The organism is Polaromonas sp. AER18D-145, from assembly GCF_002379095.1.
In the GTDB taxonomy this organism is placed as follows: domain Bacteria; phylum Pseudomonadota; class Gammaproteobacteria; order Burkholderiales; family Burkholderiaceae_C; genus Polaromonas.
On sequence record NZ_NBZV01000038.1, the window covers coordinates 32,962 to 46,567 of the forward strand.

Below are 13,606 nucleotides of genomic sequence, written 5' to 3' on the forward strand. Positions count from 1 at the left end.
ATGATTCAACCCGTCCGTTGGCGCATGGGAGCCGTGGCGGCTGCCATGGCTGTTTTGGGCAGCATCGCCACTTTGCCGGCTCATGCTCTGGGCCTGGGCCGGGTCACCGTCCAATCCGCCTTGGGCGAACCCCTGCGGGCAGAAATCGAAATCGTCGAAATCAGCGCCGATGAAGCAGCCTCCCTGCGGGCCAGCGTCGCCAATGCCGATGCCTTCAAGGCCGCCGGCCTGGAATACACAGCAGCCGTGGCCAATGTCCAGATCAGCCTGCAGCGCCGCACCGATGGCCGGTCTTTCCTGCGCCTGAGCAGCGACAGGCCCGTCAGTGAACCTTTTGTCGACCTGATTCTCGAGGCCCGCTGGGCCTCCGGGCGCATCGTGCGTGACTACACGATGCTGTTTGACCCACCGAACCTGCGTCAGGCCGCCGCGCCGGCCATGCCGGCCCCAACCGCACCTGTCATTTCGCGGCCTGCCGCCCCGCCTCCTGTGGCCGCCTTGCCGGCTCCACCGCGGCCGGCCGTCGCGCCAGTACCTTATTCCCTTCCGAGTCCGCCACCTTCCAGGCCGGCCCCGGTGGCCAAGGCGCCCGCGCCGCAGCCAGCACCCGCCGAACGGCCAGCCTCCGCGGAGGGCCAGAAAATTGTCGTCAAACCTGGCGACACCGCCGGAAAAATTGCGGCGCAGGCCAAGCCGGCCAGCGTGTCGCTGGACCAGATGCTGGTCGCGCTGCTGCGCAGCAACCCCGATGCCTTCATAGGCGGCAACGTCAACCGGCTCAAGTCCGGCGCCGTCCTGGAAGTCCCGACGGGCGACCAGGCGGAATACATCCCTGCCGCCGAGGCCACCAGGACCATTGTTGCGCAGAGCAAGGACTTCAACGAATTCCGCCGCAAGCTGGCCGAAGGCGCCCCGACGACCCAGGTCGCCGGAGCAGACCGCAAGGCCGCAGGTCAGGTCCAGGCCAAGGTCGAGGACAAGGCACCTGCTGCCGCCACGCCTGACAAGCTGACCCTCTCCAAAGGTGCGGTCCAGAGCAAGGCAGCGGCCGAAGAAAAAATCGCGCAGGAGCGCCAGGCCAAGGAAGCGGCCGCCCGCGTGGCCGAGCTGTCGAAAAATATCAGCGACCTGAACAAGCTGACCAGTGCGCCCGCCACAGCGCCCGTAACAGCACCAGCCACTCCGGCAACGACCCCTGCCACACTCCCCGCAACGCCAGGGCTGACCGTGCCAACACCGGCGGCCGCATCCGCTGCGCCCGGCGCATTGCCAGCTGCAGCTCCTGCGGCGTCCGCCCCTGTCGCCATGCCCGCGGCGAATCCGGCCAGCGAGGCCGTAGCACCCACAGCAGCTGCCAGCGCACCCGCAGCGGTGGCTGCAGCAGCCCCGGCAGCAAGCGCCCCGGCGCCAGTGAAAAAGCCGGTCGTGATTCCTCCTCCGCCTCCAGAACCCAGCCTGATCGACGAACTGCTCGAGAACCCGCTGATGCTGGCCGGCGGCGCTGCCTTGCTGGTGCTGCTGGCAGCCTTCGGCGTGTACCGCTCCCGCCAGCGCAAAAATGCCGTCTCGGTCGACAGCTCCTTCCTCGAGAGCCGCCTGCAGCCCGATTCCTTCTTCGGCGCCAGCGGCGGCCAGCGCATAGACACCAATGAGGCCAATGTCACAGGCTCGTCAATGGTGTATTCACCGAGCCAGCTCGATGCCGCCGGCGATGTGGATCCCGTGGCTGAAGCCGATGTTTACCTGGCGTACGGGCGTGACCTCCAAGCCGAGGAAATTCTCAAGGAAGCCATCCGTGTGAGTCCCACCCGCGTGGCCATCCATGCGAAGCTGATGGAGATTTATGCCAAACGCCGCGACACCAAGGCGTTTGAAATGGTGGCGAACGAAGCGTTCAACCTGACCCGGGGCCAGGGCGTTGAGTGGGCGCACATGGCTGAAATGGGCCGTGAGCTCGACCCCGCCAACCCCATGTACCAGCCCGGTGGACAACCGGTGTCTGCCGCCGCAAGCAGCAGCATGGCTGTTGCCGGTGCCAGCGCCGCCGGATTGGCCGCTGGACAAACCCTGGCCCAGGCTGCCAGCCCGGCGCCAGAGCCGGCGGCTGCGGCCGTGGATTTCGACCTGGACCTGGATTTCTCGCTGGGCGACGAACCCGCCGCGCCAGTGGCCGTAGCGGCGCCGGCCCCAGTGGCGCCGGTTCAACCCGTCCTGGCCATGCCGGCTGCTGCGGCCGCGCCGGCCGACGACAACAGCCTGGACTTCAGTTCCGCGACGTTCGATATGCCTGTTGCGGCACCGGCTCCGGCGAAAGCCGCTGCCCCCGTTGCCTCGCCCGCAGCAGGCAACAGCCTGAACTTCGCCACCGAACCGGCCACCCTGAGCACGGGTGCCGCAGATCTGGACACCTCTGGCGGCATGCTTGAATTTGATATGGGCGCCCTGTCCCTCGATCTTGATGGCCCGTCGACGGAAAGCCAGAAAATCACCGCAGCCGGCGCGCTGGCGCCGTCGGAGGACAGCGACGGTCCGCTGGAAACCAAGTTTGCGCTGGCCGAAGAGTTCCGCGCGATTGGCGATGTCGAAGGCGCTCGCTCGCTGGCCGAGGAAGTACTGGCGCAATCCAGCGGCTCCCTCAAGAGCAAGGCCCAGGCATTTCTTAACGCCTTGGCCTGACCCCTTGCACCTTTCCCCTGAGGGCTGCCCGTGAGGATCGCTCTGGGACTGAGCTACAGCGGCACCGCCTACGAAGGCTGGCAAAGCCAGCTTTCGGGCAACACGGTGCAGGACCGGCTGGAAAAAGCGCTGGGCAAGTTCGCCGCCCAGCCTTTGCGCACCCTGTGCGCCGGACGTACCGATGCCGGGGTTCACGCCCTGATGCAGGTGGTTCACTTCGACACGCCCTTGCAGCGCGAGCTGTCCTCCTGGGTGCGCGGCACCAACGCTTTTTTGCCCCGCGACATCGCCGTGCAATGGGCGCGTGAGGTACCCGCCGGGTTTCATTGCCGCGGCAGCGCCACAAGCCGCCGCTACGCCTACGTGCTGCTGGAGTCACCGGTGCGCCCCAGTGTCGAGGCCGGCCGCGTCGGCTGGGTCTACCGGCCGATGGACGCGGCAGCCATCCGCGCAGCCATCACCCATCTGCTGGGTGAACACGACTTCAGCTCCTTCCGCGCGGCACAGTGCCAGGCGAAGTCGCCGGTCAAAACCATCAGCCGCATCGAGATTTCGCAACGGGCGAACTACTGGCGCTTCGAGTTTGAAGCCAATGCCTTCCTGCACCACATGATCCGCAACATCATGGGTTGCCTGGTGGCGGTCGGCCAGGGCCAGCACCCTCCCGACTGGCTCGCCGAGGTGCTGGCCGCGCGCCGCCGGGACGTGGCCGCCCCCACGTTTTCGCCCGACGGCCTGTATTTTCTGGGTCCGCGTTATGAGGCCCGCTACGGCCTGCCCGAGTGCACCGCGGCTTATGATTGGTTGCCATGACACATGTAGCCCCCACGCTCCCCGCTTCGCGTGGTTCGCGAGGCTTTGCAAGCCGCCGCTCGCCAGAGGCTTCGCTTCTGTCGCCTGCCCAAACCTGCGCAGGCAGGTTTGGAGCCGCAGGCTCCAGCCCCTCTGGGGCCGCTGCGCCTGCGGCCCGGCGAAGCGGGTTGCGCGGCCCCGGCTGGAAAAAAGAGCGCCTGTGCTGTACTCCACCCGAGGCTGGCCTGTGACCGCTTTTCCCTATACGCGCACCCGCATCAAGATCTGCGGCCTCACCCGCGAAGAGGACGTGGACGCCGCCGTGGCTGCCGGTGCCGATGCCGTGGGTTTTGTCATGTACGCGCCCAGCCCGCGCAGTGTCAGCGCTGAACGCGCCGCCGAACTGGCCCGCCGCCTGCCGCCCTTTGTCACACCGGTCCTGCTTTTCGTCAACGCAGATGCTCCTGAAATCATAGCTGCCTACGCCCGTTTACCAACGGCCCTGCTTCAATTTCATGGTGATGAAACGCCCGAGGCCTGCCTGCGGGCGGGGCGGCCCTTCCTGCGCGCGGCACGCATCCCGCTGGATGAAAAACCCGCCGATGGCGCCGCCGCTTTTGATCTCGTAAAATACGCCCAGGACTTCAAGGCTGCCCAGGCCATCCTGCTCGACGCCCATGTCGACGGATTCGGGGGCGGCGGAAAAACATTCAATTGGTCACTTCTTCCTCCAAGCGTCAACGCTCACCTCGTTTTGTCTGGTGGACTCACACCTGCAAATGTGACCGATGGCATTTTGCAAGTGCGGCCGCGTTGTAAGACGCTGGCCGTCGATGTCAGTTCGGGCGTCGAGATTTCCAGCGGAGGGACCACCCTCAAGGGAATCAAAAGCGCCGACAAGATCCATCAGTTCGTCGCAGCCGTTCGTGCCGCCGACGACTTACTTGCAAAAAACCATGTACACCTACCAGCAACCTGACCCGACGGGCCACTTCGGGATTTACGGCGGCAGTTTTGTTTCCGAAACGCTGACCCATGCAATCAACGAGCTCAAGGCCGCTTACGCGAAATACCAGCACGACCCGGCCTTCCTTGCGGAATTCCACTACGAGCTCAAGCATTTCGTCGGTCGCCCCTCCCCGATCTACCACGCCGCCCGCATGAGCCGCGAGCAGGGCGGCGCACAGATTTACCTCAAGCGCGAAGACCTCAACCACACTGGCGCGCACAAGATCAACAACACCATCGGCCAGGCCATGCTGGCCCGGCGCATGGGCAAGCCGCGCATCATCGCCGAAACCGGCGCCGGCCAGCACGGCGTGGCCACGGCCACCATCTGCGCGCGTTATGGCCTCGAATGTGTGGTCTACATGGGCAGTGAGGACGTCAAGCGCCAGAGCCCCAACGTCTACCGCATGAAACTGCTGGGCGCCACCGTGGTGCCGGTCGAGTCCGGCAGCCGCACGCTGAAGGACGCGCTCAACGAGGCCATGCGCGACTGGGTCGCCAACGTCGACAACACCTTCTACATCATCGGCACCGTGGCCGGCCCGCACCCCTACCCGATGATGGTGCGCGATTTCCAGAGCGTGATCGGCGAAGAGTGCCTGACGCAGATGCCGGAAATGACGAGCGGCAAACAGCCTGACGCGGTGATTGCCTGCGTCGGCGGCGGCAGCAATGCCATGGGCATTTTTCACCCCTATATTTCGCATGAGAAAACGCGCCTGATCGGCGTCGAGGCGGCCGGTGAAGGCATCGACAGCGGCAAACACTCGGCCTCCCTGCAGCGCGGCAGCCCGGGCGTGCTGCATGGCAACCGCACCTATGTGCTGCAAAACGAAGACGGCCAGGTCACCGAGACGCACAGCATCAGCGCCGGCCTGGACTACCCCGGTGTCGGGCCCGAACATGCCTTCCTGAAAGACATCGGCCGCGCCGAATATGTCGGCATCACCGACAAGGAAGCGCTGTCGGCCTTCCACTACCTGTGCCGCACCGAAGGCATCATTCCGGCGCTGGAGTCCAGCCACGCCGTGGCCTACGCGATGAAACTGGCCAGCACCATGCGCAGCGATCAATCCATCCTGGTCAACCTCTCGGGTCGCGGCGACAAGGACATTGGCACCGTGGCCGACCTGTCGGGCGCGGATTTTTATGACCGGCCCTCGATGCGCGGCCATACCGTCAAGGGAAGCGGAACACCATCATGAGCCGCATTGCTGCTACTTTTGCCGCGCTGAAAGCCCAAAACCGCAAGGCGTTGATTCCCTACGTCACGGCCGGCTTCCCCTATGCCGACATCACGCCCGAGCTCATGCACGGCATGGTGGCCGGCGGCGCCGACGTGATCGAGCTCGGCGTGCCCTTTTCCGACCCGAGTGCCGACGGCCCGGTGATCCAGAAAGCCGGCGACCAGGCCTTGGCCATGGGCATTGGCCTGGCGCAGGTGCTGGAGATGGTGCGCGTGTTCCGCCTGCAGGACGACAAGACGCCGGTGGTGCTGATGGGTTACGCCAACCCGATCGAAGCCTATGACCTCAAGCGCGGCAAAAACGCGTTTGTGCGCGATGCGGCCGCGGCCGGCGTGGACGGCGTGCTGGTGGTTGACTACCCGCCCGAGGAATGTGTGGCCTTTGCCGCCACCTTGCGCAGCCACGGCATGGACCTGATCTTCCTGCTGGCGCCGACCAGTACCGATGAACGCATGGCGCAGATCGCCGGCGTGGCCAGCGGTTATGTTTACTACGTCTCGCTCAAGGGCGTGACCGGTGCTGGCACGCTGGACCTGGGCGCCGTGGAGGCCATGCTGCCACGCATACGCCAACACGTCAGCATCCCGGTGGGGGTGGGCTTCGGCATCCGCGACGCCGCCACCGCCAAAGCCATCAGCCGGGTCGCCGACGCGGTGGTCATCGGAAGCCGCATCATCCAGCTGATCACCGACCAGCCGCGCGCGGAAGTTGTGCCCCTGGTGCGTGATTTTCTGGCCGGTGTCCGGCAGGCGCTGGACGCCCCGGCCGGGCCCGGAGACAGCGCATAATCCCCTTTCTTTTCCGGTTTGACCCCTGCGAGCGGCTTGCGCCGTCCGGGGGCACCACCCCACAAGGACATAAGGACCCATCATGTCTTGGCTAGAAAAACTCCTCCCGCCGAAAATCAGCCCGACCAACCCGACCGAGCGCCGCAGCGTGCCCGAAGGCCTGTGGGTCAAGTGCCCCAGCTGCGAAGCCGTGCTCTACAAGACCGACCTGGAAAAAAACCAGAACGTCTGCCCGCAGTGCAGCCACCACCACCGCATGGACGCGCGGGCCCGGCTGGACTCGTTTCTGGACCCCGAGGGCCGTTACGAGTTGGGGCAGGAAGTGCTGCCGGTGGACCCGCTCAAGTTCAAGGACAGCCGCAAATACCCCGAGCGCCTGAAAGAAGCGCTGGAAAACACCGGCGAGACCGACGCGCTCATCGTCATGGGCGGCGCGGTGCACAGCATTGGCGTGGTCGTGGCCTGCTTTGAGTTCGACTTCATGGGCGGCAGCATGGGCAGCGTGGTCGGCGAGCGCTTCGTGCGCGGCGTGCATGCCGCGATCGAGCAGAAAGTGCCTTTCATCTGCTTTACCGCGACCGGCGGTGCGCGCATGCAGGAGGGCCTGCTGAGCCTGATGCAGATGGCCAAGACCAATGCCTCCCTGACCCGCCTGGCCAAAAAAGGCCTGCCCTACATCAGCGTGCTGACCGACCCGACCATGGGCGGCGTGAGCGCCGGTTTTGCGTTTGTCGGCGACATCGTGATTGCCGAACCGAAAGCGCTGATCGGTTTTGCCGGCCCGCGTGTCATCGAGTCCACCGTGCGCGTGACCCTGCCCGAAGGCTTCCAGCGCGCCGAATTCCTGCAGACCAAGGGCGCGGTGGACTTCATCTGCGACCGGCGCGAGCTACGCAAGACCGTGGCGAATTCGCTGGCCATGCTGCTGCGCCAGCCGGCGGACGCCGTCGCCTGAGGCCACGGCGGACACGGCCACGGGCGCCGGCTCAACCGGACCTCACTCTCAAATTGATAGCTGCCGGCGCCCTTCCTGAAAGGGCTGGAGCCTGTTTTCATGCATAACAGCGGGCCCAACCGGTCCGGGGCCTTTCTGCCCGCCGGTGAACCGTCTGGCACGAATAGCCCGGCGGGCACCAAAGCCCGCACATGGGGAAACAGGATCGTGGGAAGATAGCGCTACACAGAAATTTCCCCGCCTGATCGATGTCTGACGTGCTCACCCTCTCCTCGCTGCCGCTTTTCCCGCTGGGCACGGTGCTCTACCCCGGCGGCCTGCTGCCGCTGCGGATTTTCGAGGTGCGTTACCTCGACATGATCGGCAAATGCCACAAGACCGGCGCGCCCTTCGGCGTGGTGGCGCTGACGCAGGGCTCCGAGGTGCGCAAGCCCGAAGACGGGCCCAGCGGCGACGGTTTTGCCAGCGAGACCTTTTACAACGTCGGTACCCTGGCCACCATCACCAGCTTTTCGGTGCCGCAGCCGGGCCTGATGGTGATTCGCTGCAGCGGCACCCAGCGTTTCGAGATTTCCAGCCGCGAGAAGCTCAAGCACGGCCTGTGGATCGCCGACGTCACGCGGCTGGACGACGACCAGACCATCCCGGTTCCCGAGGACTTGCGCGGCACGGCCAATGCATTGGGCAAGCTGATCCGCACCCTGCAGGAGCGCGGCGTGCCGGCGGACCAGATGCCGCTGGAGCCGCCCTACCGGCTCGACGACTGCGGCTGGGTGGCCAACCGCTGGTGCGAACTGCTGCCCATGCCGCTGGAGCTCAAGCAGCGGCTGATGGAGCTGGACAACCCGCTGGTCCGGCTGGAACTGGTCAGCGACATCCTCGAAAAAACCGGCATCGCGATGTAGCGACCCGACCGCTCCGACTGGAGCGGCAACGCAGCCTAAAATCAGGGGTTTGGCACTTTGCCCGGTCCCGCCGGTTTTTCCGGCCCGCCGCCCTGTGCGGCCCGGCCTGCCCTCTTTCTTCGAGAACCTTTTTCATGTCCAACACCATCACCAGCCCCGCCACCGCGCCCGCGCATGACGAGAACCAGCTCATGGCCGAGCGCCGCGAAAAGCTCAAGGTCCTGCGCCAGCACCAGGCCGACGGCAAGGGCGTGGCCTTTCCGAACGACGTCAAACCGGAACACCGGGCCGAAGCCCTGTTTGCGCAGTACGACGACAAGACCAAGGAAGAACTGGTGCCGCTGGCCGTCAACGTCAGCGTGGCCGGCCGCATGATGCTCAAGCGCGTGATGGGCAAGGCCAGTTTTGCCACGCTGCAGGACGCGTCGTTCGGCCCTTCCGGCGGGCGCATCCAGGTGTACATCAACAACGAAGGCGTGGGTGAAGAGGTTCACAACGCCTTCAAGCACTGGGACCTCGGCGACATCGTGGCCGCGACCGGCACGCTGTTCAAGACCAAGACCGGCGAGCTGTCGATTCATGCCACCAGCATCCGCCTGATCACCAAAAGCCTGCGGCCGCTGCCCGACAAGTTTCACGGCGTGGCAGATCAAGAGGTCAAGTACCGCCAGCGTTATGTGGACCTGATCACCGACGAAGCCGCGCGCAAGCGTTTTGCCGCCCGCAGCAAGGCGGTCTCGGCGATGCGCAACTTCATGGTCGACAACGACTTCCTGGAAGTCGAAACCCCCATGCTGCACCCGATTCCGGGCGGCGCCAATGCCAAGCCGTTTGTGACCCACCACAACGCGCTCGACCAGCAGATGTTTTTGCGCATTGCGCCCGAGCTCTACCTGAAGCGCCTGATCGTCGGCGGCTTCGAGCGTGTGTTCGAGATCAACCGCAGCTTTCGCAACGAAGGCATCAGCGTGCGGCACAACCCCGAGTTCACGATGATGGAGTTCTACGCCGCCTGGTGGAACTACGAAGACCTGATGAGCTTCACCGAAGACCTGATCCGCCATGTCGCCACCCGGGTGACCGGCGGCACACAGCTGAGCTACCAGGGCCGGCCGGTGGACCTGGGCCAGCCGTTTGAACGCCTGACGATTCGCGAAGCCATCCTCAAACACACCGACGCCGGCGCCCATGTGGACGACGCCGCCTGGTTGCTGGCCGCGCTGAAGAAGCTCGGCAAGTTCAGCGCCAAGGACAGGCTCGATGCCCGCTCGCTGCCCAGCCTGCAGGTGACCTATTTTGAAGAGCTGGTCGAGGACAAACTCTGGCAGCCCACCTTCATCATGGAGCACCCGACCGAGATCTCGCCGCTGGCTAGAGCCAACGACGCACGGCCCGAGGTGACAGAGCGCTTTGAGCTCTACATCACCGGCCGCGAGTTCGGCAACGGCTTCAGCGAGCTCAACGACGCCGAAGACCAGGCCGCGCGTTTTCTTGCCCAGTCAGACGCCAAGGACGGCGGCGACGAGGAAGCCATGCATTACGACGCCGACTACGTGCGCGCCCTCGAATACGGCATGCCCCCCGCCGGCGGCTGCGGCATCGGCATCGACCGCCTGATGATGCTGCTGACCGACAGCGCCAGCATCCGCGACGTCATTCTGTTCCCGGCGCTGCGGCACGAGGCTTGAGGTTTGGGCGGGGCTGGGCTGGCACCCCACGCCGAAACACCCGTTGCCCACCTCTGCTTCCCTGTTTAACCGTTGAATTCAACAGCTGCCCCAGGCAGGCCGCTGGGCTGGGCGATGCGTTCCTGGCGATGCGTCTGGGCGCTGAGTGCACGAGCCTGAATCTCAAAATGGTTGTCCCAGTACGCGCTGCGGCCCCGGATGAGCTGCCAGATGCTTGACGCGCCATACGCGAAGAAGAACAGCGGCCCCCAACGCCCGTACTGCTGAACATGAACACGCTCATGCGGACCGATAATTCGCAGCTCCTCACGCGTCACGGCAAGGATGACATGGCCGAAGACGATGCCGCGAAACGGAAGCTTGCGCGCCAGTTTGCCGCAACTCGCCTGGCTTTCGCGGTAGGTAACTTCCAGCGCTCCCGATGACCACTTGGCTCGACCACCCGCCAGCAAGGGAATGCAAGCAAGCACGATACCGACGGCAAAGCAGGGTGAAGCCCACAACAACCTCACGATTTCAAGCCAGTGCTTCATGACGACGCCTGACGTTTGACACGAGAGGCGGCGCAAGGGCGCAGCCCTTGTAACGTCCTCTCGATAGAAGGCTTCTAACGTCGTTAAGCATCTGCTCGCTCAGAGCCACACATTCAAAGGCAGCTTGGCGCGAAGTACTTCGGATTTTGCGTCGATCTCCCTATCGATCTTGTCGATCATGCGGGCCAACGCCCGAATGGCGGGGAGCCTCATGGGCTGCCGGGTCGCACGAAGAATGCCACCATCGCCACCGTCATACAACTGAATAACCAACTCGAGTATGTCTGCATCGGAGTGTGCAACTTCCTTGTTCCGCATTTCAAGGACGGCCTGATGGAACTCCCTTTCCTGCGACGTGAGCACGCGGAGAAGCGAACCGGGTACTGCACGCTCTGCCACCGAGGTGCCACGTGAGCCCACGAACGGACGCGCGTAGGCAACAACAAGGGCAGTATTCAACCCAAGCAGAAGCCCAGACGGCAGATTTGAACGGGGCAGCGGAATCTTGCGTTCAAGCAGTTCGCCAGCGACGCTCTTTGCTTCTTGCAGGTCTATGCGCGCCAGCCACAGCCTGCGGTACAGACGGAGGTCTTGCTCAAGTTCTGGAGTGACACTCTTCCGCTGAAGTGATGGCTTGGCCAAGCTAATGCCTAACGAGGCTGTAACAAAAGCCGTTTTCCGACGGTGTGGTGCCATGCGATAGCGCCGGTGTGGCAACAAGTTCTGGATTTGGCATGCATGCACCCAGTTTGCCCGAGCCGGCGGTGTTCATGCAAGCCTGCGATCAGTTTTCCAGCTACCCTGCGGCCACGGCGAGACAGTCTCGCCTATTTCCGCTGCGCATAGCCGTCATGTCCCAGCTTCGCGATGTTGTGAACCAGACAATATAAATGCCACTGCGTAAACGTCAGAGTTCAGCAGCGCGCCAAGTGCGGCTGCTGGAACGCCCAGTTAGATTCGTCGCAGACCCCGCTTTTCGAACCAACTTCACCTCCAACTTGCATCCCAACGCCTCCGCGTACCTGGAGAGGGTTGCCAGCGAAGGGGAGTGCTTTCCACTGCCTGATTCCATCCGCGCCACCGCAGACTGCGTGGTGCCGATTTTCTGTGCCACCTGCGCTTGGGTGAGCCCTTGCGCCGCGCGGGCTTTCAGGAATTCCTCCAGGAGCGCAAATTCGTCGCTCAGTTTTTCATATTCGGCTTTGACATCGGCGTTGCCGAGCGCCTTGGTTCGCAGTTGTTTATGTGTCAGCATCTTTCCACTCCTTCATGCGCTTGCGCGCGAGGACCAATTCTTTGGGCGGCGTCTTGTCTGTCTTTTTCACAAACTGATGGAGCATGACAATTTTTCGCCCCACCAGCGTGCAGTAAAACACCCGCCCAATGCCTTCACGTGATTTCAAGCGCAACTCAAACAAGCCTGCGCTCATCGCTCGCGTGTGGGGCATCCCCAAATCAGGACCAAACTCCAACATTCGATCGGTGCAATGAAAGTACCGTGCCAAAATTCCTGCTGGCAATGCGAGTACCTCCGCCTGCAACTTTTCATCGTGGTACTTGATTTCCCAATTCATGTTTGAAATATAGCATATTTGCGATAAAAAAGGCTTGCCGAGCAGGCTTCAGGTGAGATTCAAAAAAATCGGCATTCAAGCATAAAATCGGCGGTTTCCCCAAGCAGGTCGGGTGCTACCAGCTATCAAAATGATAGTACCCATGCTTATTACAACTTTACAGCAGCCCGGCCCCGGGCAGAAAAACCGGCGGCGGTTCGGGTGGCTGTGGCTCGATCTGTACCGGCTCGGCTTTTTCCACCGGCATGCGCAGGTCATCGAGGTAATCGCGCGCGATGTTGACGGTGCTTTTCACGCCGAGTGCGTCGAAGCGTTTGGCCAGCCACTCTTTGCCGCAGGCCATTCCCAGGTCGCGCAGCGAATGAATCAGGCTCTTGTCCGTCGATGACTTGCTGGCGGCGGTGAATTTTTCCAGCGCCTGGCCGCCGTCGATGCGGTGCATCAGCACGTCCTTGTAATGCGCGGGGTCCAGCTTGCCTTCGGCAAGCAGGCGCTTGACGAAATCGACCGCGCGCATCTCGGCAATCAGCGCGGCGTTGAAGGTGATCTCGGTCATGCGGTCCATGATCTCGCCGGGTTTGGTCGGTAGCTCGGTGCGCTGGATCGGGTTGATCTGCACCAGCACGATGTCGCGGCTCTCGCAGCGGTAGATCAGCGGGTGAATCGCCGGGTTGCCCGAATAACCGCCGTCCCAGAAGTGGTCGCCGTCAATTTCCACGGCCTGAAACACCATGGGCAGGCAGGCCGACGCCATCACCGCGCTGGCGGTCAGCCGCTTGCCGCAGAACACCTCGGCCTTGCCGCTGCTGACCCGCGTGGCCACCACAAACACCTGGGGGGTGTCCGGGCTGGCCGTCGCCGCCAGGCGTTCAAAGTCCACCTGCTTTTCCAGGAAGTCTTTCAGCGGGTTGATGTCGAAGGGGTTGCGCTGGTAGGGCGAGAGCGCATTCGACCAGTAACGTGTCATGGCGTCGGTCCACAGCTTGCTGGACCAGTTGCCGCCGCCCATCAGGCCAAACAGGATGCCGAACGGCGCCTGCTGTATCTTGCTGACTGATTGCGAGAGCGAGGACGACAAGGCCCCCATCTCGACAATGCCGTTCCAGAAGCTGTCCAGCGCTTCGCGCGCCGCGTCGTGCCGCGCAGCCCGGGGTTGGCCTTCGGACCGGGCAAAGCCGTGGGCCAGCGCCACGGCGTTCATGGCGCCGGCGCTGGTGCCGCTGATGCCTTCGAAGTCGATGCGCCCGTCGTCCAGCAGGGCGTCAAGCACGCCCCAGGTGAAGGCGCCGTGCGAGCCGCCGCCCTGCAGCGCCAGGTTGATGCGCGGCGTCCCGCTGTCGGGCAGCTGGGCAGGGTCCGGGGCGGCGGGCAGGTTCATGCCGCAAGCTTAGCAAGAATCGGACGCGGGACTAAAATCGACCATTGCCTCCGCCCTCCGCC

The 13,606-nt window shown here is 63.9% G+C and carries 13 protein-coding genes; 8 read left to right on the plus strand and 5 right to left on the minus strand.

The features are described 5' to 3' along the window. The 8 genes from B7G52_RS17205 to lysS all read left to right on the plus strand — a co-directional run bounded on the left by B7G52_RS17205 (position 1) and on the right by lysS (position 10,059). Complete coding sequence (locus tag B7G52_RS17205; protein WP_096698769.1) at positions 1-2,676, plus strand: FimV/HubP family polar landmark protein; 2,676 nt, start codon at positions 1-3, stop codon at positions 2,674-2,676. 30 nt (positions 2,677-2,706) lie between these two features. Continuing rightward, complete coding sequence (gene truA / locus B7G52_RS17210; protein WP_096698770.1) at positions 2,707-3,489, plus strand: tRNA pseudouridine(38-40) synthase TruA; 783 nt, start codon at positions 2,707-2,709, stop codon at positions 3,487-3,489. A gap of 202 nt (positions 3,490-3,691) precedes the next feature. Continuing rightward, on the plus strand, positions 3,692-4,447 hold the full coding sequence (locus tag B7G52_RS17215) for a phosphoribosylanthranilate isomerase (protein WP_240523506.1): 756 nt from the start codon (positions 3,692-3,694) through the stop codon (positions 4,445-4,447). Beyond that, positions 4,425-5,681, plus strand: coding sequence for a tryptophan synthase subunit beta (trpB, locus tag B7G52_RS17220; RefSeq protein ID WP_096698771.1), 1,257 nt, complete (start codon positions 4,425-4,427; stop codon positions 5,679-5,681). The genes B7G52_RS17215 and trpB overlap by 23 nt, the downstream gene beginning before the upstream one ends. After that, positions 5,678-6,511, plus strand: coding sequence for a tryptophan synthase subunit alpha (gene trpA, locus B7G52_RS17225; protein ID WP_096698772.1), 834 nt, complete (start codon positions 5,678-5,680; stop codon positions 6,509-6,511). The genes trpB and trpA overlap by 4 nt, the downstream gene beginning before the upstream one ends. Before the next feature lie 82 nt (positions 6,512-6,593). Then, positions 6,594-7,466, plus strand: coding sequence for an acetyl-CoA carboxylase, carboxyltransferase subunit beta (gene accD, locus B7G52_RS17230; RefSeq protein ID WP_096669400.1), 873 nt, complete (start codon positions 6,594-6,596; stop codon positions 7,464-7,466). 248 nt (positions 7,467-7,714) lie between these two features. Beyond that, positions 7,715-8,371, plus strand: coding sequence for an LON peptidase substrate-binding domain-containing protein (locus B7G52_RS17235; RefSeq protein WP_096698773.1), 657 nt, complete (start codon positions 7,715-7,717; stop codon positions 8,369-8,371). Positions 8,372-8,505: 134 nt separating this feature from the next. Next, positions 8,506-10,059, plus strand: coding sequence for a lysine--tRNA ligase (gene lysS / locus B7G52_RS17240; protein WP_096698774.1), 1,554 nt, complete (start codon positions 8,506-8,508; stop codon positions 10,057-10,059). Between the two features lie 65 nt (positions 10,060-10,124). Here the strand turns inward: lysS and B7G52_RS17245 are convergent, their stop codons facing one another. The 5 genes from B7G52_RS17245 to B7G52_RS17265 form a co-directional block, all read right to left on the minus strand. Then, positions 10,125-10,592, minus strand: a complete 468-nt coding sequence (locus tag B7G52_RS17245; RefSeq protein WP_096698775.1) for a hypothetical protein — start codon at positions 10,590-10,592, stop codon at positions 10,125-10,127. Positions 10,593-10,691: 99 nt separating this feature from the next. Next, positions 10,692-11,234 (minus strand): hypothetical protein, encoded by a 543-nt coding sequence (locus tag B7G52_RS17250; protein ID WP_096698776.1) that lies wholly within the window; start codon positions 11,232-11,234, stop codon positions 10,692-10,694. A 265-nt stretch (positions 11,235-11,499) separates the two neighbouring features. Then, positions 11,500-11,847, minus strand: coding sequence for a helix-turn-helix domain-containing protein (locus B7G52_RS17255; protein ID WP_096698777.1), 348 nt, complete (start codon positions 11,845-11,847; stop codon positions 11,500-11,502). Then, a complete protein-coding gene (locus B7G52_RS17260) occupies positions 11,834-12,166 on the minus strand; it encodes a type II toxin-antitoxin system RelE/ParE family toxin (RefSeq protein WP_096698778.1) in 333 nt (110 codons plus the stop codon). The genes B7G52_RS17255 and B7G52_RS17260 overlap by 14 nt, the downstream gene beginning before the upstream one ends. 157 nt (positions 12,167-12,323) lie before the next feature. After that, positions 12,324-13,544: a patatin-like phospholipase family protein gene (locus B7G52_RS17265; protein WP_096698779.1), complete on the minus strand. Its 1,221-nt coding sequence runs from the start codon at positions 13,542-13,544 to the stop codon at positions 12,324-12,326. Positions 13,545-13,606 lie beyond the last annotated feature (62 nt).